General features: G+C 48.7%; 20 protein-coding genes. 8 read left to right on the top strand and 12 right to left on the bottom strand.

The annotated features are described in order from the left end of the window. Nucleotides 1-87: 87 nt before the first annotated feature. The 6 genes from OI18_RS05700 (at nucleotide 88) to OI18_RS23655 (ending at nucleotide 9,006) form a co-directional block, all read left to right on the top strand. The gene (locus tag OI18_RS05700) at nucleotides 88-1,218 is read left to right on the top strand and encodes an efflux RND transporter periplasmic adaptor subunit (RefSeq protein WP_052272905.1); all 1,131 of its coding nucleotides are present in this window, start codon (nucleotides 88-90) and stop codon (nucleotides 1,216-1,218) included. Then, entirely contained in the window at nucleotides 1,218-4,382 is a 3,165-nt protein-coding gene (locus tag OI18_RS05695; RefSeq protein WP_052272904.1) for an efflux RND transporter permease subunit, read from the top strand. The genes OI18_RS05700 and OI18_RS05695 overlap by 1 nt, the downstream gene beginning before the upstream one ends. 5 nt (nucleotides 4,383-4,387) lie before the next feature. Further along, a complete protein-coding gene (locus tag OI18_RS05690) occupies nucleotides 4,388-5,770 on the top strand; it encodes an efflux transporter outer membrane subunit (RefSeq protein WP_039137889.1) in 1,383 nt (460 codons plus the stop codon). Nucleotides 5,771-5,877: 107 nt separating this feature from the next. Next, nucleotides 5,878-7,164 carry a sugar MFS transporter gene (locus OI18_RS05685; protein ID WP_039137888.1) on the top strand — a complete coding sequence of 429 codons (1,287 nt, stop codon included), beginning with the start codon at nucleotides 5,878-5,880 and terminating at the stop codon, nucleotides 7,162-7,164. A gap of 87 nt (nucleotides 7,165-7,251) precedes the next feature. Beyond that, on the top strand, nucleotides 7,252-8,328 hold the full coding sequence (locus OI18_RS05680) for an AI-2E family transporter (RefSeq protein WP_072038964.1): 1,077 nt from the start codon (nucleotides 7,252-7,254) through the stop codon (nucleotides 8,326-8,328). 6 nt (nucleotides 8,329-8,334) lie between these two features. Then, nucleotides 8,335-9,006 (top strand): ion channel, encoded by a 672-nt coding sequence (locus OI18_RS23655; protein WP_052272901.1) that lies wholly within the window; start codon nucleotides 8,335-8,337, stop codon nucleotides 9,004-9,006. Between the two features lie 38 nt (nucleotides 9,007-9,044). Here the strand turns inward: OI18_RS23655 and OI18_RS05670 are convergent, their stop codons facing one another. Both OI18_RS05670 and OI18_RS05665 read right to left on the bottom strand, forming a co-directional pair. Beyond that, nucleotides 9,045-9,497: a YbhB/YbcL family Raf kinase inhibitor-like protein gene (locus OI18_RS05670; RefSeq protein ID WP_039137956.1), complete on the bottom strand. Its 453-nt coding sequence runs from the start codon at nucleotides 9,495-9,497 to the stop codon at nucleotides 9,045-9,047. Nucleotides 9,498-9,518: 21 nt separating this feature from the next. Further along, complete coding sequence (locus tag OI18_RS05665; protein WP_039137880.1) at nucleotides 9,519-10,262, bottom strand: hypothetical protein; 744 nt, start codon at nucleotides 10,260-10,262, stop codon at nucleotides 9,519-9,521. 136 nt (nucleotides 10,263-10,398) lie between these two features. Between OI18_RS05665 and OI18_RS05660 the strand changes: the two genes are divergently transcribed. Further along, complete coding sequence (locus OI18_RS05660) at nucleotides 10,399-11,253, top strand: methylated-DNA--[protein]-cysteine S-methyltransferase (RefSeq protein WP_039137878.1); 855 nt, start codon at nucleotides 10,399-10,401, stop codon at nucleotides 11,251-11,253. A 47-nt stretch (nucleotides 11,254-11,300) separates the two neighbouring features. Beyond that, entirely contained in the window at nucleotides 11,301-11,882 is a 582-nt protein-coding gene (locus tag OI18_RS05655) for an alpha-ketoglutarate-dependent dioxygenase AlkB family protein (RefSeq protein ID WP_052272900.1), read from the top strand. Here OI18_RS05655 and mgrA read toward each other — a convergent pair. From mgrA to OI18_RS05605, 10 genes are all read right to left on the bottom strand, one after another. Then, nucleotides 11,863-12,858 carry an L-glyceraldehyde 3-phosphate reductase gene (gene mgrA, locus OI18_RS05650; protein WP_039137876.1) on the bottom strand — a complete coding sequence of 332 codons (996 nt, stop codon included), beginning with the start codon at nucleotides 12,856-12,858 and terminating at the stop codon, nucleotides 11,863-11,865. The genes OI18_RS05655 and mgrA overlap by 20 nt on opposite strands. A 23-nt stretch (nucleotides 12,859-12,881) precedes the next feature. Further along, nucleotides 12,882-14,285 (bottom strand): Gfo/Idh/MocA family protein, encoded by a 1,404-nt coding sequence (locus tag OI18_RS05645; protein ID WP_039137875.1) that lies wholly within the window; start codon nucleotides 14,283-14,285, stop codon nucleotides 12,882-12,884. Between the two features lie 72 nt (nucleotides 14,286-14,357). Then, entirely contained in the window at nucleotides 14,358-16,556 is a 2,199-nt protein-coding gene (locus OI18_RS05640) for a hypothetical protein (RefSeq protein WP_039137874.1), read from the bottom strand. Between the two features lie 92 nt (nucleotides 16,557-16,648). After that, on the bottom strand, nucleotides 16,649-18,028 hold the full coding sequence (locus OI18_RS05635; protein WP_039137873.1) for a 3-keto-disaccharide hydrolase: 1,380 nt from the start codon (nucleotides 18,026-18,028) through the stop codon (nucleotides 16,649-16,651). A gap of 30 nt (nucleotides 18,029-18,058) precedes the next feature. Continuing rightward, a complete protein-coding gene (locus OI18_RS05630; protein ID WP_039137872.1) occupies nucleotides 18,059-19,381 on the bottom strand; it encodes a Gfo/Idh/MocA family protein in 1,323 nt (440 codons plus the stop codon). Between the two features lie 184 nt (nucleotides 19,382-19,565). Next, complete coding sequence (locus OI18_RS23650; protein ID WP_052272899.1) at nucleotides 19,566-20,198, bottom strand: LytR/AlgR family response regulator transcription factor; 633 nt, start codon at nucleotides 20,196-20,198, stop codon at nucleotides 19,566-19,568. A 67-nt stretch (nucleotides 20,199-20,265) separates the two neighbouring features. Then, on the bottom strand, nucleotides 20,266-20,901 hold the full coding sequence (locus tag OI18_RS05620; RefSeq protein ID WP_039137871.1) for a chemotaxis protein CheB: 636 nt from the start codon (nucleotides 20,899-20,901) through the stop codon (nucleotides 20,266-20,268). Continuing rightward, on the bottom strand, nucleotides 20,862-21,695 hold the full coding sequence (locus OI18_RS05615) for a CheR family methyltransferase (protein ID WP_205409987.1): 834 nt from the start codon (nucleotides 21,693-21,695) through the stop codon (nucleotides 20,862-20,864). The genes OI18_RS05620 and OI18_RS05615 overlap by 40 nt, the downstream gene beginning before the upstream one ends. A gap of 8 nt (nucleotides 21,696-21,703) precedes the next feature. Next, nucleotides 21,704-25,297 carry a response regulator gene (locus tag OI18_RS05610; protein ID WP_039137870.1) on the bottom strand — a complete coding sequence of 1,198 codons (3,594 nt, stop codon included), beginning with the start codon at nucleotides 25,295-25,297 and terminating at the stop codon, nucleotides 21,704-21,706. After that, a complete protein-coding gene (locus tag OI18_RS05605; RefSeq protein WP_039137869.1) occupies nucleotides 25,281-26,492 on the bottom strand; it encodes a hybrid sensor histidine kinase/response regulator in 1,212 nt (403 codons plus the stop codon). The genes OI18_RS05610 and OI18_RS05605 overlap by 17 nt, the downstream gene beginning before the upstream one ends. Nucleotides 26,493-26,495 lie beyond the last annotated feature (3 nt).

Below are 26,495 nucleotides of genomic sequence, written 5' to 3'. Positions count from 1 at the left end.
GATTAAACGGTTAACTGTATTGCCGGCAGGTAAGGACTGAATTAATGGAGTAATTTAGTTGGAGGCACCTCACATTATTTAATTCACATGAAATCCATCCATGTTGTATTAGTTGGTTCCTGCCTGCTCTCCGCAATGGCATGCAAGGATAAAAAGGAAGCTGCAACAGTTATCCCTGAAGTGAATGTTGTGCCTGTCGGGCAGAAAAATATTGCAGTTTATTCAGAATTTGTCGGACAGACATTCGGCCAGACAGACGTGGAGATCAAGCCGCGCGTTGAAGGCTGGATCCAGAGCATCCATTTCCAGGAAGGCAGTGAAGTAAAGAAAGGACAATTACTGTATGTGATCCAGGACGATGAGTTGCGTGACCGCGAGCAGGCAGCAATGGCAAGACTTGCAGAAGCCAACATTATGGCTGTGAAAGCAAAATCAGATCTCGACCGGGTAAAGCCGCTGACAGAAATGAACGCGCTTAGCAAACGTGACCTTGATGCTGCACAAGCCAGTTACGATGCACAGAAGCAATCTATAGTTGCCGCACAGGCCGCATTAAACAACGCACGAACCCAACTAAGTTATACAAGGGTCACATCACCTTTAACCGGCACCATCGGCGTTTCGAAAGTGCAGGTTGGTGATTATGTACGGAATGCTGCAGGTGATGAGCCCATCACCACCGTATCTGCCCTTGGTGCCATGCGGGTTCGGTTTCCCATCACCGAGAATGACTACCTGAAATTCAGCCAGTCGATGACACCGGCGCAGCTGCGGGACCTTGAAGTACAATTCATTTTAAATGACGGCAGCGTATTCCCGGAAAAAGGCAAACTTGATTTTGCCAACAGGGAAATAGATCCTACAACCGGCTCACTGCTCGTGCAGGCGCTGGTTCCAAACAAATCACGTTTCCTTCGGCCTGGTCAATTCCTGAAAGTGAGGATCAAGGCAGAGGAAATTGCCAATGCGATAATTGTTCCCCAACAGGCAGTAAACCAGATGCAGAACGTGTATATGACTTTCGTGGTAAACGACAGCAACAAGATCAACCCCCGGCCTGTGCAGGTAGGGCAAAGATCCGGCAGCAACTGGGTGATCAGGGAGGGACTTAAACCAGGGGAGAAAGTAGCGCTCGTCGGGAATGCCATGATCAAACCCGGTATGCAGGTTAAACCTGTCGCCAAGCCTTATTCGTACGATTCAACCACTTCCAGATAATGAGTGAATTTTTCATTCGCCGTCCCATATTTGCGATGGTATTGTCAATACTGATGGTCATACTCGGACTGCTCGTACTGAGAGGAATTCCTATTTCGCAGTACCCCGAGATCACGCCCCCGATGGTACAGGTAAACGCCACGTACAACGGAGCGAACGCAGTGAACATGGAACAGACAGTCGCCACGCCGATCGAACAACAGGTGAATGGTGTTGAGCGAATGTTATATATGCGTTCCGTAAATGCAAACGACGGCACAATGCGGCTGGAAGTATCTTTTGAAGTTGGCACCAATCTCGACAATGCCAACATGCTCACACAGAACAGGGTTGCACTTGCGAACCCCTTTCTTCCACCGGAAGTAACCGCCCTGGGTGTATCTGTAAAAAAATCACTGACTTTCCCTTTGCTGCTGGTTTCCATTTCTTCACCAAATAATACATACGATTCAAAATTCCTGAACAACTATGCGTTCATCAATATCGTGGATGAACTGAAGCGCATCAACGGGGTTGGAGATGTGTTTGTTTTTGGCGGTTCCGAATATGCGATGCGTGTTTGGGCGCAGCCGGACAAACTGTCGAGGTATTCACTAACGGTGCAGGATGTGATCAATAAACTGAAAGAGCAGAACCTGATTAAACCGGGCGGCAGCTTTGGTGGTGAACCTGCAGCATTGGGAACACAGAATACCTACACTGCCTTGTTACAGTCAAGACTTGTAACGGAAGAGGAATTCGGGAACATCATATTAAAAGCAGACGAAGCAGGCGCGCTGGTTCGGATGAAAGACGTTGCCCGCATCGAACTGGGCACTGAGAACTACAGCATGACCAGCCGGATCAACGGAAGCGCTGCATCAACCATTGCCATATACCAGATTCCCGGTTCGAACGCCCTTGCTGTAGCGGAAGAAGTGAAAAAACGAATGGACATGTTGAAGGACCGGTTTCCGCCGGACATGCAGATGAACATTGCATTGGATACCACGCTGGCGGTAACAGAAGGGATCAATGAGATTATGCACACCCTGTTTGAAGCCGTGGTGCTGGTAATCCTGGTGGTGTTTATATTCCTGCAGGACTGGCGTGCAACACTGATTCCATTGCTGACAGTTCCGGTTTCACTGATAGGCACGTTTATCGTTTTCCCTTTGCTCGGATTCTCCGTGAATACATTGTCGTTGCTTGGCCTGGTGCTTGCCATTGGGCTCGTAGTGGACGATGCCATTGTGGTGGTGGAAGCCGTGATGCACAATATTGAACATGGCATGAATCCGAAGGATGCGACGAGTAAGGCGATGAAGGAAGTAGGCGGACCGGTAGTTGCCATCGCGGTGATCCTGGCAGCGGTGTTTGTGCCGGTGGCATTAACCGGAGGCATTACCGGAAGACTGTATCAGCAGTTTGCCATTACCATTGCCATTTCTGTACTCTTCTCTGCTTTCAATGCGTTGACACTAAGTCCTGCATTGGCCGCACTGTTGCTGAAACCGCCAACTCAGAAAAAAGGAATCCTTGCAAGGTTCTTTGCATGGTTCAACCGGAACTTCGACAAGTTTACCACCGGCTATGGAAAAGTCGCAGGCTTCTTTGCCCGCAAGCTGATCATCACCGTTGTAATACTGGTTGGAATAGTCTTGGCAACTGTTTGGTTAGGAAAGAAACTTCCCACAGGTTTCGTTCCCGAGGAAGACCAGGGATGGTTCCTGATAGGAACATTGCTGCCTGATGCAGCCTCACTGCAACGTACAGACGGAGTGACAAGAAGAGTGGAAGAAATCTTAAAGAAGATCCCCGAAATTGATCTGTATACGACTGTGAACGGGAACAACCTGCTGAATAATACCGTGGCGCCGAATGCGGCTACTTTTTTCATCACACTGAAGCCCTGGCATGACCGCCATAAGACCGCACTGCAGATCGTACAGGAGATCAACGCGATCACGATGAAGGAAGTGACGGAAGCTACAGTGCTTGCTGTTGGTCCACCTCCCATTATCGGGCTTGGAAACGGTGCCGGCTTTACGATGATGTTACAGGACCGTGCCGGTAACTCGCCGCAATACCTTGCCCAGCAGGCACAGAAATTTATTGCAGCAGCAAGCCAGCGACCCGAAATCGGCAGGGTGTTCACGCTTTACAGGGCCAACGTTCCACAGAAAAGTATAATCGTAGATAAAGAGAAAGTAGATAAACTTAATCTTCAGCTGAACGATGTGAACACTACCATTTCTTCTTTGCTGGGAGGAACGTTTATCAATAACTTCAACCAGTTTGGCCGGCAGTATAAAACCTATGTAATGGCCGATGCCGATTACCGGATGACGCCGGAAGGGTTGCAGCAATTTTTCATCCGCAATGCCCGGGGCGAAATGGTGCCGGCCGGAACCATTGCCACCATCACGGATACTACCGGTCCGCAGTATACTAACCACTTCAATATTTATCGTGCCGCTGAGATCGGCGGCGTACCGGCAGTAGGTTACAGCTCGGCACAGGCACTGACTGCGCTCGAAGAAGTGGCGAAAGAAGTGTTGCCGGCAGATATGGGCTACCAGTGGAGTAATATTTCCTTCCAGGAAAAAGCAGCAGAGGGAACAGGCGGAACAGCATTCCTGATGGCGCTGATGTTCGTATTCCTGATCCTTGCGGCACAATATGAAAGCTGGAAACTGCCCTTCAGCGTGTTGCTCGGAACTCCATGGGCTGTCATGGGTGCCTTCCTCGGGCTATTCGTTGCGGGAATTTTTTCACTGAGTTATGTCAATAACATTTTTGCACAGATCGGACTGGTAATGTTGATCGGTCTGAACGCGAAGAACGCGATCCTGATCGTTGAATTTGCGAAGATGAAAACAGAAGCCGGCGAGCCGACTTACAATGCATCCATTGATGCCGCCAAACTTCGCTTCCGGCCGATCCTGATGACATCGCTGGCATTCATCCTCGGTGTAATTCCATTGCTGACTGCTTCAGGTGCAGGTGCTGAAGGCCGTAAAGTGATGGGAATGTCTGTGTTCAGCGGCATGCTGGTAGCAACGATCATTGGCGTAATCCTTATACCGGCATTCTTTGTAATGATAGAGGGAAAGAATAAGAAAAAGGCAGCAGTAACCGGTACCGTACCGCCGACACATCCATCTCCTCCCGAACATATATAGAAAAGATGAGTGGAAAGAAACTATATATTCTGATGCTGTTGATCATGACCGGGACACTCGGCTGTCTCGTAGGGGGAAAATATAAACCCCCTGTAGCGCCAACCAGCATCACTTACCGCGATACGGTGCAGACAGACACTTCAAAGCTGATGCAGTGGTTTGAGCTGTACCAGGATACGGCATTGTCTGCAATGATCAAAAGAACTCTCGACAGCAACCGGGACCTGCTGACCGCCGCTTCGCGGGTGCAGGAAGCGATGTTCCGGACCGCGGTCGTTAAATCAAATATGTTCCCGCAGCTCGGATATTCGGCACAGGCAGGCGGTGGTAAAGCCGGATCGGAAGCCTTAAAAGTGGCTGGAGGAGTCGAAGGTGGATTGCTGAGTGCATTCGGTGTCCTGAACTGGGAACTGGACATCTGGGGAAAACTAAGACATGCAACACGTTCAGCGCAGGCTGAGTATTTAGCATTTGAATACAACAGGAGTGCCCTGCAAGTGAGCCTGATTGCGGAAGTAGCCGACAATTATTTCCTCCTTCGCGACCTTGACAACAGGCTGAACATCGCCAGGCAGACAGTTGTGAGCAGAAAGGAAAACACCCGTATCATTTCCGAACGATTCAATAAGGGATATGTGCCGGAACTGGACAAGTTACAGGCGATCCAGCAGGAATCCATTGCCGCAGCATCCATCCCGGTGCTGCAACGGCAGATTGTGCAGATTGAAAATGCGCTCCGCCTTCTGATGGGATTGGGGCCAGGAACGGTTCCACGCGGATTTTCCAATTTTGAACAGGCTTTATCACCGGAGATCCCGGTGGGCTTACCGTCACAGTTACTGGAGAGAAGGCCGGATATCATAGCAGCCGACAGATTCCTGCAGGTAGAATTTGAACAGGTTGGCGTCGCAAAAGCAAACCGCTTTCCTTCGATCAGCCTCACCGGCGTATTAGGATTCGCGAGTCCACAATTAAGCTCTTTCATTAGCGGCGATGGGTTTGTTGCCAACGGATTTGCCAATATAGCTGGCCCCCTCTTTAATTTCAACCAGAGAAAGAATATAGTTGAGGCGCAGAAAAAACGGATGGAACAGGCATTTTACCAATACGAGCAAACCGTGCTGGCTGCTTTTGGTGATGTTGACAATGCCCTGACTTTATATCGCACCTACACAGAAGAATATGAACTGTTAAAGATCCAGGCCGATGCTGCAGAAAAAGCGCTTACTCTTTCCAGGGCGAGGTACGATTATGGCTACACCGATTATCTCGAAGTAGTTGTAATGGAGAACTCACTATTCGATGTCCAGTTCCAACTGTCGCAGTCCTTACAGGGAAAACTCAATTCCATTGTACAGTTGTATAAAGCACTTGGTGGTGGCTGGTAGGCATTTCTTCATTTTGCATTTTCACTTTTGAATTTAATTTAATGCATACGGTTGCTTTCTTGCATTGACGGGCAATTTCCCTATATTGAAAACTTTAAACTCCCCAAATGCAACAACAGCCAATAGCCATCGCCGTTCCCCGGAAAGAAAGCAATACCGTTCCGATGCTGATCATCGGCGCACTCTTTTTCATTTTTGGATTTGTAACCTGGGCAAACGGTACACTCATCCCCTACCTTAAGATTGCCTGTGAGCTGACCACTTCTGAAGCGATGCTGGTAACATTTGCATTTTATATCTCTTATGCTGTAATGGCATTTCCCTCATCATGGGTCTTAAGGAAGACCGGCTTCAAAAAAGGTATGATGCTGGGATTGATCCTGATGGCTATCGGTGCCCTGATCTTTATTCCCGCTGCGAACAGCAGGACTTACAGTGTTTTCCTGCTGGGACTTTTTGTGATCGGGACAGGACTTGCATTACTGCAGACAGCCTGTAACCCATACGTAACGATACTTGGTCCCATAGAAAGTGCTGCACAACGGATCAGCATCATGGGTATCTGTAATAAAGGTGCCGGAGCCATTGCACCGTTGATCATGGGTGCGATCATGCTCGACAATGCAGATGCACTCCAGGCAAAACTACTGACGCTGGATGCAGCTGGCCGTGCGGCAGAGCTCGACACGCTTGCATCCAAAGTAATTGTTCCTTATATCCTGATAGCAGTAGTGTTGTTGCTGCTGGCGGCGTTTATTCATTTTTCTTCGCTGGCAGAGATCAAGGCAGAAGGAGAAGATGATTCGGTAGAATCTTCAAATGTCGTTAACCGTGCTTCCATTTTCGAGTACACCTACCTCTGGCTGGGATTCATTGCCCTGTTCCTGTATGTGGGTGTGGAAGTGCTTGCAGGTGACACTATCCAATTATATGGCAACTCCCTTGGCATCAGCCTGGATACGGCAAAGCACTTCACTACCTATACAATGCTTGGCATGCTTGCAGGTTACCTCTTCGGGATAGTAGCCATCCCGAAATACATTTCGCAGTCGACCGCACTTAAGTTTTCTGCTGTTGCGGGCATCCTGTTTTCCCTTGGCGCAATATTCACTTCGGGAACAACATCCGTGTTTTTCATTGCAATCCTGGGTCTTGCGAATGCGCTGGTATGGCCTGCGATCTGGCCACTGGCGATCAACGGTCTGGGCAAGTTCACCAAAGCTGCTTCAGCCCTGCTGGTTGTCGGTATAGCGGGCGGTGCACTACTTCCGAAGCTCTGGGCTTCCCTCGGTGAGTATGCAGGATTGCAGCAGGCATACTGGATTATGGTACCTTGTTACCTGTTCATCCTCTATTATGCGATAACGGGACATAAAGCCGGGTTGAAGAAATAGTCATTTAACCCTAACTATTTTTATTCGCATGCATAAGGTGTTACCTTGTGCCTGATAGTTGGATTTATCACTTCAACAATCATGCATATGGGCCCAACCGAAACGCCAACCTCACGCCCAGCGCTCATTTCAAGACTGGCCATCCAGGTAGCATTACAGTTACTTGTACTTTTCCTGCTTGTCAGGTTCTGTTATCATGTGATCGCTCCTTTTGTAAACATCATAGTATGGGCGGCAATTCTTGCCGTCACCATTCACCCGCTGTACATCAGACTAAAAAAAGCAATTGGAGGCAGGTCATCACTTTCAGCTGTGTTGATCACCATTGCCATGCTGCTGATATTAATCGGACCGGCGATCTGGTTTATTTCAACAAGTGCAGGAGAAGTAAAGGAAGTGGTTGTAAAACTAAGAACCAACAATTTACAAGTGCCACCGCCAACTGCCAAGGTAAAAGAATGGCCGTTAATCGGGAATAGGGCCTACTCCCTGTGGAATGAAGCATCGGCTGGTGTGGACACAATGATAAGGCATTACCCGGCACAAACGAAACGGGTAGCCACAAAAGTGATCGGCATGATAACAAGTACCGGAAAGGGACTCTTGTTAATCGCCGCAGCCATCATAGTCAGTGGTGTGATGCTGGTATATGCGGACCAGGCAGGAACATTCAGCAGGAGCCTCGTCAATAAACTCACCAGCAATGCCAATATTGACCTTACGTCCATTGCGGTCGTCACCATCAGGAATGTAGTGAAAGGAATACTTGGAGTCGCCGTTGTCCAGACCATCCTTGCAGCTGCAGGTATGATCGTCGCAGGTATTCCCTATGCCGGGATCTGGGCATTGCTTTGTCTCGTACTGGCAATCATCCAGGTGGGCACACTTCCCGTAGCTATCGGAGTCATTATCTATGCATGGGGAGCATTGCCAACACTGACTGCTTCATTGATCACAGTGTGGATGCTGGTTGTCGGTATCCTCGATAATATCCTTAAACCGATTGTAATGGGGAAAGGTGCACCGGTTCCCATGCTGGTGATCTTTCTTGGCGCGATAGGTGGATTCATGTATTCCGGGTTTATCGGCCTGTTTACCGGTGCGGTAATACTTTCATTGGGATACCGGCTTTTTGATATCTGGTTGAAAGGACCGGAAATCTGATGTACCATGCAAAAGTTTACGTTCCGCAGGTTTGAACAATTCTGGGCAACGGAAAAAAGCCTTGGAGTGCTGTTGTTCATATTAGTGACACAGATCTTTATCGTCTTTCCACTCGGCGAAAGCAGGTTTGGCAGATTAGCATCGTTTACCTTTTATATACTGTTGTTGTGCGCGGGAATGTTTTATTTCACACATACGCAAAAAAACACAGGCAAAGTACTGTTGTCAATAGTTGCAGTAGCATCATTGTGCATCGGTTTTTTCGCGAAACTCGGACCGTTGGACCTGGTAAAAGATTTTTCACTGCTTCTTTTTTGCCTGTTGCTGGCGTGGGCTGTATTAGTTAAAACCTTCAGTGAAGGACCTGTCACTTTTTACCGGATCCAGGGTGCCATAGTAGTTTACCTGCTGCTTAGCCTCATCTTCTCAATAATATACCAGATTTTTTTCCAGCTGAATGGTGCCGGTGCATTCAACGGAACCATAGGCTTACCGGAAAGTAGTTTTATGTATCTCAGCCTGACAACATTGACCTCAACAGGCTATGGTGATATAACACCGGCGCTTCCGGTTACGCGCTCCTTGGCAAACCTCGAATCGCTCATCGGGCAGCTATATCCCGCAATATTGATTGCCAGGCTTGTTTCCATGGAATACGAAGCGAGCAAAAACCGGTGAACGGTACCCGGTGCATCCGCTGGCGCCGGTTCGCGCATTTATTTACCATATTTCCCCATCAAAGTGCCCTGGCCAATGATATGGTTTTCCATTGCTTTTTCCAGCACCTGGCGGGTTTCGCCGGCCAGGATGTCGAGGCGGGAATCAAGCGCAAAAACATGGAAAAAATACCGGTGCGTGCCTGAGGGCGGACAAGGACCGTGATAACCAGTTTTGCCGGCGCTGTTCACACCGCTGATGCCGGGATTTGTATTGGCAGGAATGGACGAGAAAACGGGGATATTCCAGACTATCCAATGATCATAAGTACCCTTCGGCGCGTCGGGATCATCCATAATGATCGCCAATGTTTGCGTGCCTTCTGGAATCTGCGCGATATTAAGCGGTGGATTTACATGTTCACCATCGCAGGAATATTCAATGGGGATCATTTCCCCTTCACGAAAAGCGTTGCTGCTAATTGCAAGAGAAGCCGGGGCACTATTTTTCATACACACATTTTGGATTGTCATTCAAAAATTGAACCCAAAGCGGACCACCGGGCCGAAGCTCACCATATCATACAAAAAACGATCATTTCCGCTGCCTGTTTCATAGTCGAGCCCTATAGCCCGGTATCCTGCGGAAATCTGGAAGAGAGGAGAAAACCGGTATCCGCCATACAACTGGATCTGCCAGGAGAAATCTGACCCAATGCCAAAACCACCGACGTTACCCCTGAATAATACATTCCATTTCTTTTCGAGAGGGTATGTTAACCTGGCAATTATGGTGGGATCCACCCAGGTTTCAGTAATTTTCTTCGACTGTGGTGATGGCCCGCCTGCCGTATTCACAACGATGTCGAGGCCAGACTCTATGCTGTTGAGCTGGGCTCCTATTCCCGCTTCAAGCCATGGCAAGACCTTCCTTAACACCGCCAATTCCCAACCGAGCTGTTTTGCATCTGATTCGCCACTGATTATCCCGTTTTTCGAGGTGATATCCATATTCAGGTCCATGTATAACAGGTCTGAACTTATCGACCACTTTCCCTTTTTCGCTTCAGCATACAACATCGCGCCGATCTTAAGATTGCTGAAAATATCTGACGGGTCTTCATCTACCGACGCATCCGGGAGGTTGCCAAGCCCGGTCGTTCCCTGCATATTCGGGAACATAGCATAGGGCTCAAGCAGGAAGCGCCATTTCTCCTTTTCCTGTGCCCTGCAAACAGTGCAGCTTATCATGACCAGCAGGCTCAGTAAGTACTTCATATTTCCTCTTTTGATTGTTAATTTTCCCGTTTACCTTGAAAGACACTTTACACAGAAGCTATCCACCAAAAAGCAGCAAGTTTCGGGTTGATATGGCAACCCTATACCGGTAATTTTGTTTCTTCAATTGAGCAGTATGAAAGAGCAGCAAGTCATTCATTATAACAGGATCGCAGAGGCAATTGGGTTCATCCGCGAGAATTTCCGGGAACAGCCACCGCTGGAAAGCATTGCAGAACAGCTTCATCTTAGTCCGCACCATTTCCAAAGACTGTTTACTGAGTGGGCCGGGGTAAGCCCGAAAAAATTCCTGCAGTACATCAGTATTGAACATGCAAAAAAAATATTGAAAGAAGAACAGGCTACCATCATGGATGCAGCTTTTGAAACGGGACTGTCAGGAACAGGCCGCCTTCATGACCTGTTCATCAATATAGAAGGCATGACACCGGGTGAATACAAAAATGGTGGTGAAAGCCTTGACATCAATTACAGTTTTGCTGAAAGCCCATTTGGCAGCCTGGTAGTGGCATCAACACCAAAAGGGATTTGCTATATGGCCTTTACAGAAAATGAGCAACTGGCCCTTGAAGAACTGAAACAGCATTTTCCGAATGCAACGTACAAACAGATACTGGACATGAACCAGCAGCATGCCCTGTACATCTTTACCCACGACTGGTCGAAGCTGCACCAGGTAAAACTTCACCTGAAGGGCACGCCGTTCCAGTTGAAGGTTTGGGAAACCCTGCTTAAAATCCCGATGGGCCAGCTTTCTACCTATGGCCGGATCGCTGAACGGATCCATCAGCCCGGCGCATCCCGCGCAGTCGGTTCTGCCATCGGCAGTAACCCGGTAGCTTTTCTAATCCCTTGTCATAGGGTGATTCAGAGTTCAGGAGCTAGTGGGAATTATATGTGGGGAGGCGACAGGAAACGGGCGATTATTGGTTGGGAAGCTGCGAAGAATAATGCGATTGACTTAGAATAATTCCTGCGGTCGTGGGTGTTTCGATTTTAAATTTTGAATTTGCAATTATGTTACCGTACGATGGAGAGGTGAGATATTTTGGGAAAGTATTGAATGAGGGCGATGCACTGCGATATTTTGAGGAGTTGCTGGGGAATGTTGAGTGGAGAAATGATGAGGCTGTGATATTTGGGAGGCATATAATTACGAAGCGGAAAGTGGCGTGGTATGGAGATCACAATTATGCATATACGTACAGCAATACAACCAGGTATGCACAGGTTTGGACGGAGGAGTTATTTCGCCTGAAAATATTGGTCGAAGGATATTGCGGGAAAACCTTCAACTCCTGCCTGCTTAATCTATACCATAACGGGGATGAAGGTATGGCATGGCACAGCGACGACGAGAAGTCACTGGGACAGAATACCGTGATAGCATCGCTCAGTCTCGGTGCGGAAAGAAAATTTGCGTTCCGGCATAAGAAGACGAAAGAAACATTGTCGCTGATGCTGGAGAATGGCAGCCTGTTATTGATGCAGGGTGCCACGCAGGAAAACTGGCTGCACAGCCTGCCCAAGACTAAGAAAGTTACAACGCCGAGGATCAACCTCACTTTCCGGACATTTATTACCGAAGGATCTCGTTGATCATGTTCAGTTCTTCCTGTGCAAAGTTGTAGTTCGTGAGGCACCTGATCGAATCGTCGATCTGTTCCGGCCTGCTGGCACCGATGAGCACGGATGTAACACGTGGATCTTTAACGACCCAGGCGAGTGCCATCTGCGCGAGGGATTGGCCGCGTTTCTGTGCAAGTACGTTCAGTTTCCTGGCCTTCTCAATATTGGCGGGAGTAACCGCATCTTCCTCCATGGCGCCGTTACCGAGATGACGGGCTGCACGTGAGTCGTCCGGAATGCCATGCAGGTATTTGTCTGTGAGTAGTCCTTGCGCCAGCGGCGAAAACGGGATACATCCGATTCCTTCCTCACCGAGCACATCCATCAGCCCGCCTTCTACCCAACGCTCGAACATGGAATATTTCGGCTGGTGAATGAGGCAGGGAGTACCGAGTTGTTTCAGTATGGTTGCGGCGCGCTGGGTTTCTTCCGGTGAGTAACTGGAGATCCCTACATAGAGCGCCTTGCCCTGGCGGGTGACCAGGTCGAGGGCAGCCATGGTTTCTTCGAGCGGCGTCGAAGGATCCGGGCGATGATGATAAAAGATATCGACATATTCGAGACCCATTCTATTCAGGCTCTGGTCGAGGCTCGCAACGAGGTATTTCTTTGAACCCCAATCGCCATAAGGACCGGGCCACATAGGCCAGCCGGCTTTTGTTGAAATGATCAGTTCATCGCGGTGTGCGTGAAAATCACGTTTCAGGATCCTGCCAAAATTTTCTTCTGCTGAACCGGCAGGCTGCCCGTAGTTGTTGGCGAGATCGAAATGTGTGATGCCGCGATCAAATGCGCGGTGCAGGATAGCCCTGCATTTTTCAAGCGGATCAATATAGCCGAAGTTATGCCAGAGGCCGAGTGATACGGCCGGGAGGAGCAGTCCACTGTTTCCACAGCGGCGATATTCCATCGAAGTATAGCGGTCAGGATTAGCCGAATATGTCATTGTTGATTTTTAGGAATTGATAGTTATTTCACCTTCATGGCGACTGGATCCCACTGGATGATCTTTTTCTGGAAATAGCTGTCGTTACATGCTAGGCATGGCGCTGCGGCCCTGAACCCAAACACCGCATCTTCCACTACAGGATTACCTGTACGAACACTGTCGAAGAAATTGGTGAAGTGATCAAGGTGTTCATTGTATCCTTGCGGCGCTTTGAATTCCGTTACGGGCTTAACCGGAACCTGGCGGTCGTCGGCAGAATATTTCGAATTGTATTCCTGCATCAGAGACTCCTGCATGGCCCTCGGATATGTGGAAAGCGCGTCCCATCCGCCAATGCCCGGCGCTTTCGGCATCAGGCTGTGACGTACATTCAGGCTGTTGCCACGCAATTCCATTACTCCTTCTTCACCAATGAGTTTAATCGAACTGGTATCGCCACCACCGCTGATGAAATTCACGCGAAGGTTTAGCTGGAAGGAAGGATGTGTATCGGTTTCCGGGTATTGCATGATGGCAGTCATGACATCTGGCACATCGCGGCCGTCTTTCCAGTGTGATAATTGTCCTGATGAGAAAATTGTTTCAGGTCCTTTAGAACCGGTCACAAGATGTACACCAGACAACAGGTGAACAAACAGGTCTCCGGCTACGCCTGTACCATATTCCCGGTAGTTGCGCCACCAGAATAATTTCTTTGGATCATAAGGCGCCTTTGCTGATCCTGCAATATACCGGTCCCAGTTAACCGCAGCTGCATCAGCATCTGTAGGCATGGTATACTGCCAGGCACCCAGCGCGCTTTGCCTGTCGAAGGATGCTTCAATCATATTCAGTTTGCCGATATCCCCGCTTTTGTAGAGTTCAGCAGCTTTGGCATACACGATACTGCTCACCCGCTGGCTGCCAATCTGCAACACTTTACCAGAAGCCTTTTGCGCTGCAATCAGGGGCAGTCCTTCGCTGATGCGGTGAACCATTGGCTTTTCGCAATAAACGGCCTTGCCAGCCTTGAGGGCGGCGGTTACAATCCGGGCGTGCCAGTTATCGCTGGTTGCAACAATCACGGCGTCGATGTCTTTCCTGTTGAGTAATTCACGGTAATCAGGCGTTGTAAATAGCTGGCTGCCGTATACTTCACGCGCATGTTCTAACCGGCCGGCATAAAGGTCACAGGCCGCAACAAGCTCCACACCGGGAACTTTCAATGCCGTTGCCACGTTGTTATAACCCATAATGCCCATGCCTATCACGCCGATACGTATGCGATCATTGGCACTGATCTTTTTTTCGTAAGGGAGAATGTGTTCCGCAGTTTCCGGGGAAGATGCCGATGTGGCAAGTGGATTTACTGCCATCAACAATGCAGACCCACCCAGGTTACGGAGAAATTTTCTTCTTGAATTACGGTTGTTACTTGCAGCCATTGCGAGCCTTTTATATTTGGAATCAGAAAAACAGGTTCTAAATATAAGAAATGGCCCGCTTTATCTGGTGAATTATCTCCCTCTTCTGAATCCGCCACCACCTCCTCTCCTGCCAGCACCCATACTGCGATAGTTGTTCTGGAAATTGCGCGTCTGCATTTCGCCGCGTTGACGGGAAGTAGCAGAGCGGTCGAGCTGGTCGCGTGTGGAGGGTGATGTACGCGACGCATCTTTCCAGGAACCGTTATCATACTGGCTCCAGTTTCCACCCTCATTCTTTTTATAAATGTTGCCGTCGTGGCCTACGAAGGTGCCGTTGTTGCCTTTAATGACTTTGCCATTCTGGCCACTGTGGATCACGCCCTGCTGGCCTGTTGAGGTGCGATAGGCGGCGGTTGTTCCGCGGGCAGTGGTGACATGACCGGTCTGCGCCCATTCGCCACCGCGTGTGGCAACGGAGCTGCCCCATTGGCCATAGGCATTATGTCCCTGTGACGTAGCCGCATATCCGCCGGTCCACGGATTATACGCACGCGCAGCTGTCCGGCCTCCGTATGGTCCCTGTACGCTTGCAGACCTTCCATACCTTCCGGTTGATGGGTTATACCAGGCCGAAGTACCTGCTGCTCCATAAGGTCCGTAAACCCTCCTGCCACCGGCATATCCGCCGGTATAAGGATTATATGCGAACCCTGCCCCGTAAGTGCAGGGATATGGGCGGTAAACGGGATACATCATACCAGGGGGGTAATACATGTAAGGCGGGTAATACCAGCCTGTTCCATAGGCCAGGCATACGCCGACGCCAACACCAATGACAAAGGAGCCAAAAAATCCGGCTGCAGCATTGCTCTGCACAGTTTCTTCATCCACCACTGTCTGCGTGACATAGGTAACATTGTACACGGGGGAGCTGGCAGGAATGGAATAAATTTCCGCTGGGATCGATTCCGCTGTTTCCCAAGGACCATCAGGAGATGAAGACACGAACCAGACTGCCTGGTAGCACAGGTAATAGAGCTCGCCCGATCTGATCACTTTGTCCTGCGTGTTGGATGCATACTCGAGACCTGTTGATTCAATCTTTTTGAACTCGGGTTTGCCATCGTATACCACTTTCACTTTTGCGGCTGCCTCTTTTTTGTTTACGATTGCTGTAGTTGGGACCTGGGCAAGCATGACGGCATCTGCAGCTTCAACAGTGCCGGGTACGGAAGCAAGGATCGCTGCCTTTGGCGAATTGGAAGGGATCCGGGCAAAGTCTGAAGGCAGGGAATTACCGGCATAATACCAGGGACCTTTCAGATCGTCTGCACTGAACCACCTGCCTGAAAGAAGCACAAAAAAGGTTTTCGTTTTATTATCCACGAACACATCATTCTCCGTGTTGGCGACATAGAGCAATTCAGTGTTCACGATCTTCGTATAAACAGGCGCACCTTTAAAAAGAATAAGTTCAGCGGGAACATTACTAAAGAAGACCTCTGGAATTTTACCTGGCGATGCTGGCGGTGGGATCATCTTTTTCACCTCATCGAAATTCTCTCCATCCGGCAGCTTCGACATGTCGTTCGGCAAAGCTTTGGTGTATTTCCATGGACCTTTCAATTCTTTCGATGTAAGCCAGGTATTTTCGGCGAGCAGGTAGTATACCTTGGCAGACTTGTCATAAAAAAGGTCCCAGTTTGTATTTACAACAAATTGCAGTTCGGTCTTTGAGATGGGGACATATACCGGCTCACCTTCCACCATCAGCATAATCGCAGGAGCAGTGCTGTAAAATATGGGCGGGGGATCATTCTTTACCTCGACCGTCTTCGTGGCTTCGGCGTTTTGTTTCAGCTCGGCCATTAAACGTTCAATGGCGATCGGCTCACCACCGGGCGGTGCCATTTTACGGAAAAGTGTATCCAGATTTTCCTTATCTGCAGCCTCCACACCCGGGAACCGGATGCTGGAAACTTTCACATCCCGCATATAGGCAGTATGGGTTTGTTTGTCGACAAGGGTATTGCATTCGAAGGAAGCCACTCCATGCGCTTCTTTACCGCCTTTAGGCGTAATAGCGAAGGCTACGTTGCCGGTAAGGGTAGTATAGTCTTTCCAGTCGCTAACCTGCGGCTGGTAAAGTACCAGCACTGAACCATCCTGGGTGATCTGCCGAGGCCAGCCAATATCCTGCACCGGGGCCTTGCCCTGCTTTTCCGGTTGTGAATAAACCGGGACTGTTACCCTTAAGCTTATGAGGAGAATAAAGATGAAATAGCGCATAAAACAATAGCAACTGTTGTTGTTGACAGTTGCTATTGATAAGACACTAATACCTGCTTTGAACCGCCATGCAGGCTGAAATATTTAGACCATCAATGCTGCGCTTCGCCAGTCAGGTCGCGGACTTTAATGCTGCGGAAATCAACGGCATTGCCATGGTCCTGCAGCAACAGGTGACCTTTTTCCGCCATTCCGAAATTTTCCCATCCTGCATATTTGCTCCTTGCCACGAGTGCATAAAAAATCGGCGTTCCGCGTTGGTATTCCACCACTTTGTACCCATTCAGGAAGTGTTCAATACGATTGTCCGGATGAACCCTGATCATCGCCCTGTTCCATTCTCCTATCTTTCTTTTTGCCTGGGGAAACTTTTGCGAAGGGATCAGGTCATACAGCGATGCAATAGTCCTGTTGCCCACTGCGCCCTGTTTTGCGTCGGGGTGTTTTTCGTCATCCAGCAACTGGTACTCCAGCCCGATCGCAGAGCCTGAAGTTTTTTCCTTCTCCGTTACAAAATATTTTACGCCGCTGTTTGCGCCTTCTGTCAGGCGGAAATCGAACTGCAACTCAAAGGCGCCGAAGGTTCCGTTGGTAACAATATCGCCACCATTCGCAGCTTCACCACCCGATGAAGGCATCACTTTGAGCAATCCATTTTCGATCGTCCAGCCTTTTTCAGGGAATGTGGTTTTACCCGCACCTCTCCACCCTTCAGTAGTCTTGCCATTCCACAGAAGCTTTACGCCATTCTTTTCTTCCTGCGCAGACAGCTGGTTAGGCTGGAGGTTTACAACGAAAATATCATTCGCCGGAGTTGGCCTGAGATTGGAAGTCTGGATGCGGATATTGCGCCAGCTGATCTGCCGGCCGGCTTCTTCAGGCTTGCCAATGGAATGTACCTGCAAAGCGATGAATCCGCTCGTTTTTATGTCATCAACCAGGTGGGCTGCAGGAATTCCGTTCACCCATGTACGCACGGCATTCCCGATACACTCGATTCGGTAGCGGTTCCATTCGTTGTTACGGAACGCTTTTTTCGCTGCTTCATTATACTCAAGTGTATAGAGCCAGAGGCGACGTCCCTCGTCGTAGATGCCACCACTCCATGCCCGGGTTGATGGATCTATCTCCATCTGGTAACCGAATACTTTTCCATTCTGGTAATCTGGTTTGCTTTCGCTCCTGAACTGGATGCCGGAGTTCATTCTCGGATCCACTTTGAATTCGAGTTCAAGGATGAAGTCGTCATAATTCTTGTCAGTGGCAAGGAAGGAATTCGGCTGGTCGGGAACAGTTGTTCCAATGATCACGCCATCTTTCACCTCGTATTTTGCTTTGCCATTGAGTTGTTTCCAACCATTCAGATCTTTCCCGTTGAAAAGACTGATCCAGGTTTCTTTTTTCGCGCTGGTCTGTGCGAATAAACCTGCACATATCAATAAAATTGAACTAAGAAGAAGAGTTTTTTTCATTGCCTGAAAATGATTTTTATATAAAACAGGTTACAATTTCATTTTCCATCCCGGTTCGTATTCACGCTTCCAGAGTTTCATGGCATCGCGATCATCCAGGATATGCCCGTTCGACGGATCACAATGGAGGGTTCGCCCTGTGCGCCAGGAGATATTGCCGAGCTGTGCAAGCAATGTGCTCTTGTGTCCTTCAATGATAGGAGATCCAAGGGTTGTTTTACCTTTTATCGAGTCGATAAAGTTAACCAGGTGCATTTTATCCAGCCGTTCGCCCATGCCCATCGTGTTGGTAGCATCTGCTTTTTCAAGCGTTGTTTTAACATCCTTCAGCACCTTGTTTTCCATGTCGAAAATGGTATACTCGTCACCACCGGGAATTACCATGGTACCCTTTTCACCATAAAAGATCACGCCTCTGCCACTACCCTGCTCCTGGAAAGGATTGCAACTGCGGCTTTCCCAGGTAATGGCGGTACGGTTTGGAAATTCAAGGGTGATGGTTTGTGTATCCGGTGTTTCCCAATCATCATTGAATGCATATCGTCCGCCCGCAGAAACAACTTTCACAGGATAATCGACACCCAGTCCCCAGCGCATTACATCGAGCTCATGTGTTCCATTGTTAAGTGCTTCACCTGTTCCCCAATGCCAGAACCAATGCCAGTTATAGTGAACAAGATTATCGCGGTATTCCTTGCGGGGTGCAGGCCCTTGCCAGAGGTCGAAATCAAGAGTTCCGGGAACGGGAGCAGTCTTACCGAAACCGATCGACTTGCGTGAAGCGGCATACCAGCCTTTTGCAAAATACACTCTTCCGATTGCACCGCTTTTCAGGTCGTTCATAGCGGCCATTACATTAGGGAAAGACCTGCGCTGGTTACCCATCTGGATGAGTTTGCCATACTTCTTCTGCGCAGCAACCAGGATCTCACCTTCCTGCGGGTTGTGCGAACAGGGTTTTTCCACATACACATGTTTGCCTGCCTGCAATGCCATGAGTGTGGCTGGCGCATGCCAGTGATCCGGTGTTGCGATCAGGATTGCATCCAGGTCTTTTTCTTCAAGCAGTTTGCGGACGTCTTTGAATGCCTTTGGTTTTTTACCCGTCAGCTTTTCAATTTCCGCAACGGTCTTGGCCAGCACCAGTTCGTCAACGTCGCAAACGTACCCGATTTCCACATTGGGTATGGTGGCAAACATCCGCGCGAGGTAAAAGCCCCTGCTGTTTGTGCCAACAGCCCCGAGTACAATCTTTTCATTTGCAGAGGATGCGAAGCTTTTGATGGTAGGTGCCAGCAGGATTCCTGTCCCGGCGAGCGTGGACTGAATCAGAAATTTTCTCCGGTCAAGCATAAATGAACACGTTTTGGTTGCGGTTAAACATTGTGGTTATGACAAGGTAGCAATTTACAAAAAAGTTGACACCACCGCTTCCTGTAATTTCACGGAATGACACAGAGAATTCACGCTTTCGGATTTGTGATCCCCTTCAGCTTTGTATGATATTCTTTATTAAAGTGATCCGGCCGGATATTCCCTACTTCGCTCCAATCCATTTCTTAAAGTCGGAGACCCTTTCCTTGCTGACGAATTCTTCGGCCCTCTCTTTTGAAGAACCGATGAGAAGTTTTATGCGGCTGTTAAAGTAGGGCCTGATTTCCTGGATGCTTTTGTAAGAGATAACGTGTGAGCGGCTGATCCGGAAAAAGTCCAGTGGATTGAGCATGGAATTGAGCTCTTCCATAGTGTAATCAACTACATGCACTTTGTTATCCCAGGTACGGAGGAAGTTGATGCGGTTGTCGGCAAAGAAATATGCCACCTGTTCAATGGGAATGGTAAGGATGCGCGATGACTGCTTTACCATAAACCGCTGTTTCGCGGTTTGTGTGGAAAGCATCAGGCTTGCAGGCACCATTACAGCTTTACCGGTATGAATGAAAACATGGCTTTTAAAAGCGTATTGCCGGAGTGTGTGGAGCGCCTGGTAGCCATTCTTCTTCATGGAAAGGATGATGATATCCGGTTCACTGCCCTGCCTGATCCTGACGAGGGAATCTTCCAGGGAATTATGGGTGATATTGAAGCTCGCCTTCGAATCAAGCTGTGTAACAAGCTGTTCCAGCAATTCAGCATCTTCTGCATTGCCATCAACGATCATGATGTCCATCGGGATTCAGGTTTTATGATGGACAAATTTACCGGCCAGCCAGACTGCTGACAATAACATAAATATGCTATTCTTCGGGCGGGCTCTTCAGGCGGGGGGTGCGGGTAAGCAGGCTGCGGATGTGCGGACCAATCTCTGAGGGGGAAAGGACGGCATTTACTTCCGACCGGTCAATTGCCTGTTTTGGCATCATGGCCATATCGGCCGTTTGGGGATCCTGGACGATGGAGTAACCACCGGCCTCCATAACCCTTATGATCCCATCGGCGCCATCAGCGTTGGCTCCCGACAACAGGACAACTATAGCAGCCGGTCCGAATGCGAGCGCTACAGATTCGAATGTGACATCAATGCTGGGGCGGCTGAACTGGACCTTTTCGGAGCTGTCGAGTGAAAATTCATTTTCGTTTTCAACCAGCAGGTGATAGTCGGGGGGTGCAACATAAACGGTACCAGGAATAATGGGCTCCTTATCTTCAATTTCCCTGACGCGGAGGTCTGTACGGCCGGACAAGAGTTCAGTAAGAATTGAATCGCCGGTATTTTTCCGATGCACCACGATGACATAAGAGGCATCGGTACCCGCGGGTAAGGAGCCGACAATCTGGAGTATGGTTTCCAGGCTTCCGGCTGATCCGCCGATGACCACCAGGCGATACGGTTTTACATTGTCTTTTGCCAGATCTTTTCTTTCTGCGCCCATTGAGTGTATTTTATTGCAATTGAGGAGTAGCGGATATTTTCTTTGGAACCAAGAATAAGAAAACCCTGGCTCACAAGGCTGTCATCAAAAAGGGAAAGTACTTTATCCTGAAGGTCTTTATCAAAATAGATCAGCACATTCCTGCAGATGACCAGGTGGAATTCGTTGAATGATTTATCAGAAACGAGGTTATGCGTGGCGGCGATCATTTTAGCAGTAAACCTTTCATCTAATTTCGCCCAATCATACTTGGCCGTGTAGTACGAAGAGAAATCTTTTTTACCTCCGGACAGTAAATAATTTTCCGAATACTGCTTCATGAGGCTAATAGGAAAAATTCCCCTGCGTACATTGTCGACAGCTGCAGGATTGAGATCAGTTGCATATAACAACGACTTGTGCAGGAGACCCGCTTCTTCCAGCATGATGGCCATGGAGTACACTTCTTCCCCTGAAGCACAGCCTGCATGCCAGATCCGGATGAACGGATGTGGGGCAAGTAAAGGAATGATCGTTTCCCTGATGATGCGGAAACTCTGCGGATCGCGGAACATCTCCGTCACATTCACCGTAAGTTCTTCCACTACCCTGCTCCAGTAGTGCGGGTCATGCTTTACCCTGTGCAGCAGTTCCGCAAAGCTTGGAAACCGGTCTATGATCATCAGCCTGTTGATCCGTCGTTTCAGTGAAGCGCGGGTATAATTTGTGAAGTCATATCCATAGAGTCGAAAACTTTCACTTAGCAAAAGGTCGAGGTCATCGTCATTCAAAATTGCCGACGCGGGAAGTCCCATAGTCGTTATTAAGTGTTGTATAACCAAACCCGTAAAAGAGAAACGAGTTGGTCAATATCAACTGGTTTGGTAATATAATCAGATGCACCTGCACTGATGCACTTTTCCCTGTCACCCGTCATTGCCTTTGCCGTCACTGCAATCACGGGAAGTTTCGTGAAACGGGGATTAGCCCGGATGGTCCGGGTCGATTCATAGCCATCCATTTCCGGCATCATCATATCCATAAGCACGAGGTCAACTTTGTTGCTTTCATCCAGCACTTTCACGGCTTCCTTTCCATCCACTGCCGAAACAACTTTCACCCCGTAATTCTCCAGTAATTTCGTCAGCGAAAAAATATTCCGGACATCATCATCGGCGACGAGAATGGTTTTACCTTTCAACACATCGCCCATATCACCATTTTTCCTGTATCGGTTCAATTTATTATCCTGGTGATTTTCTTCAACGAGGTGAAGGAAAAGGGATACTTCGTCAAGGATGCGCTGGTAACTGTGAGCTGTCTTTACCACTATGGAATCGGAGTACTTGCGGATATTCATTTCTTCTGCGTGCGACAGGTTCTTGCCGGTAAAGATGATGACGGGAATTCCTTCCAGTCCGGGTGTCTTTTTAAACCGTTCCAGCGTTTCGCCGGAACGCAGGGCAGGCACGCCCATGTCGAGGATAACGCAATTCAGGTCGCCCATCCGCAAAGCTTCCACTCCTTCTTCCACTGAGGTCCGGATCTCTGCTGCGATATTATAGGATTCGAGGAAGTGAGCCAGTGCTTTTGCATGAAGAGGGTTCTCTTCAACGATCAGGACTTTTTTCGGATGATTATTAAGTGCATTTTCGATCTTTTTAAAGACATCCGATAACTTTTCTTCGGCGAGCGGTTTACTGATGAAATCGATCGCACCTTGTGAAAGGCTGCGTGACCTTGCCTGGTGCGAAGACATGATATGAACGGGAATGTGACGGGTGTTTGGGTTACGTTTGAGTTCGTTCATCACATCCCAGCCACTTTTGACCGGAAGCTGCAGGTCGAGCAGAATGCCCGAAGGCAGAAATTCGCCTGCAAGTTGGATCCCGTCATCTCCCCTTACCGCAACAATTCCCTTATACCCCTGCTTCCGGGTATATTCAAGCAGTGAGCGTGCAAATACGGTATCATCGTCGATTATCAGGATCACCCTGTCTCCCTCCCGGATGGCAAGACGGTCATCGGGAACATCGGGCGGAATGACTTCAGATATGAACTGCCTGTTGCCATTCTGGTGGGATAGCTGTTCAGTGATCTTCGGTTGTTCATTAACACCAGGTTTCCCGGACTCTTCAATTACCGGATTTGTATGTGCCTTTTCTATCGGAAGCACCAGCGTGAACTCACTACCTTTCTCCTGCTCACTGCTGAGTTCAATTTCACCACCGAGCAGCCTGGCGAGCTGCCTGCTGATGGAGAGTCCGAGACCGGTTCCGCCAAACTGCCTGCGTGTTGATCCGTCTGCCTGTTTGAAGGCTTCAAAGATTGTTTGCTGTTTATCGAAGGGAATGCCAATGCCGGTGTCGGTTACTTTAAATAAGATGTTTTTGTTCACCAGGGAAACGTCAAGTTGCACAGATCCCTGCCGGGTGAATTTAAGTGCGTTGGAAAGAAGATTGCGTAGTACCTGTTCAAGACGGAGGTGGTCGCTTTCAATTGTCTGGGGAACATCCGCAGCGGTTTCAACAGAAAAATCAATCCCTTTTTCTTTTGCCATCGGGGAGAAAATAGCAGCTAGTGCTTCGGTAACATTTTCGATGCGAACATCCTGCCATTCGAGTTCCATCTTGCCCGATTCGATCTTTGACAGGTCGAGGATCTCGTCAATGAGCGTGAGCAACCCTTTGCCTGAACTCTGAATGACGGAAGCATATTCAACCTGGTCACCTGTCAGGTTCTGCGGATGATTCTCGGCCAACAGCCGCGAAAGAAGCAGGATGGAATTGAGCGGTGTCCGTAACTCGTGCGACATGTTTGCCAGGAACTCGGATTTATACCGGGTGCTTTGTGCGAGCTCTTCTGCTTTCTGCTGGATATCGAGGTTGCGTTCCAGGATGAGGTGATTTCGTTCTTCCAGGAGTTTACTACGCTCTTCGAGTTCCTGGTTGGCCTGCTGGAGTTCTTCCTGCTGAACACGAAGCTCTTCTTCGGAGGCTTGCAGCTTCTCGGTCTGTGTCTCCAGCTCGGCATTTATACTTTCCAGTTCGGCATGTTGTGACTGCAGCTCTTCTGCCTGGTCCTGGGTTTCCCGAAGCAGCTCCTGCAAACGCTGGTGATCACGGGCGCTGTGAATAGCCATTCCGATATTGTAGGCAGCACTTGTCAGGTATTCAAGCTCAGTATCTGAATATTCTTTACCGGATGCAAGTTCGATAACACCCTTGAACTTTCCCTCATAGAAAATCGGTACAGCGACGATCGTTCGTGGTTTGATAATGCCATTACTATAGGTAATGACAAAATCCGTTTCATCGACATTATTGATCGAAGCAATCTTACCCGAAACAGCTGCCCGCCCGGCAATGCTTTCACCGGGCAGGATTGTTTTCCTGATCTTGCTGCGGTCTATTCCGACTGCTGCAGCGATAGTAAGATTCCTGGCATCATCGGCAAGATAAAAAGCTGCAGCCTGGCTTGACGTATACATGGAAACTTCATCAATGATAATACCAGTGAGCTTTTCCATGATACGTTCACCGATCATTCTTTCATTTATCCGCGCAATGCCTGAATGCAGCCATTCCTGCCTGGCCAGGTCGGAAAAAGAATTTTTCAGCGATCCTGCCATACTGTTGAGTGAAAGGGAAAGGTTTCCCAGTACATCCCGGCCTTCATCAGTTACGCGGATATTATAGTCACCTTTCGAGATCTGCTCGGCTATGTCTTCAATTATTTCAAGTCGTTTGGAGATCTCAACATCTTTCAGCTGTAATTCTTCCTGCAGCTTTACCCGTTCTGAATAGTCCCTGTTTACGCGCAAAAAAGACACGATGGCCACCAGGATGGATAACAGTGAAGCGACTACTATCAATAATGGTGTGGTCATTGCGAACCGGTTCATTTTGGCAGTAGCCTGGTTGAGCAGGAAATTCTCCCGCTGTTCCATCTGGTTCACCAGGTCGCGTGCCTGATCCATATAACCCTTCCCTATTTTGAGTTCAGATACTGATACTGCTCTTCCAGCATGTTTTTCATCAATACCATATTGCAGGCGAAGCAGTCTATTGTTTGTCACATCGCGCAGGGCATCGAGGTTCCGTTGCTGGGCATAATTGTCAATGGTCATGGAAGCCGCCTCATCAATCGCTTTCATGGCACGTTCGCCAGCGCCAAAATAAGGCTGCAGGAATTCCGTGTCACCGGTGAGCAGGAAGCCGCGTTGACCCGTTTCCGCGTCGCGAAGTAACACGAGAACGTTTTTGAGTTTTGTTATAACGAAGTGCGATTGTGATACGAGTTCCTGGCTGCTGAGCATATTGCGGATACTGATGAAGGATGCAACGGAACTTGCAAGTAGCAGGAATAGGGAAATGAAAAATGCTATAATCAGGTTTCTCTTAAAGGACGACTGCATGCCTGGGTTGTTTTAGGGGTAACACAATGATAAAAGTCGAGCCTTCGCCTACGCTGCTCCTGGCTGTGAGCAGGCCATGGTGTTTCTCAATGATCTTTTTTACAATAGCGAGGCCGATACCTGTTCCTTCGTATTCGTCACGGCCATGCAGCCGCTGGAAAATGGTAAAGATCTTGTTCAGGTAAATTTCATCGAATCCGATCCCGTTATCCTGGATGTATATGCGTAAATATTCCCCAACAGGATCAGAATGGCCCCAGGAGTCGAGCCTACTTGTCCGCTCGCCCCAGATCCTGATCTGCGGTGCAACCCCGCTTCTTGAAAATTTCAACGCATTGCTGATCACATTCTGAAAAACCTGGCGCACCTGGCCCGGAATGGCTTCAACAGCCGGCAGGTCTTCTATGATAAGCTTTGCCTTCTTTTCACCTATTACCAGTTCTAAGTCGGTGATGGTTTCCCGAAGCAGGTTATTGAGGTCAGTCTCACAATAAACAGATGTGCCCGACAGCCTCGAATAATTCAACAGGTCATGAATAAGGCTTCTCATCCGCTCGCATGAAGCGATAACTTTATTCATATACCGGTGTGCCTCAGGATTACCGTCAAGATACTTGTCTTCGATGATCTTATTGAAGGTGATGATCTTCCTCAGCGGTTCCTGAAGGTCGTGGGAAGCCAGGGATGCATACTGTTGCAGTTCTGCATTACTTACTTCAAGTTCGAGATTAGCCCTGAGAAGGTCGCTCGTTCTTTCCATAACTTTCACTTCCAGTAATTCGTTGGAAGCTTCAAGTTCTTTTTGAATTCTTTTCAGCTCGTTAGTCTGTTCGTATAACCTGATGAAGGTCCTGACCTTCAGCATGAGCAGTTCCGGGTCAAATGGCTTGGTGATATAGTCCACACCACCGGAACTGTAACCTTTTGTGATAAAGCTTTTATCGATATTGACTGCAGAAAGGAAAATAATAGGAATATTCTTTGTCTTGCTGTACCCCGAAATTGATTCGGCAACTTCATAGCCGTCCATCACCGGCATCTGTACATCGAGAATTATAAGCGCATATTCGTTTTTAAGAATTTTCTTCAGGGCCTCTTCACCCGATGCAGCAGTTTCCACCTGGAACGAATTCAGTTCAAGGAGAGTTTTCAGGGAAAACAGGTTTTCTTTTTTGTCGTCTACGATCAGGATCATGTC

The sequence above is a fragment of the Flavihumibacter solisilvae genome (assembly GCF_000814475.1).
Classification (GTDB): Bacteria; Bacteroidota; Bacteroidia; order Chitinophagales; family Chitinophagaceae; genus Flavihumibacter; species Flavihumibacter solisilvae.
Note: the sequence above shows the minus strand (reverse complement) of the source record. Positions and strands in the feature narration are given on the sequence as shown.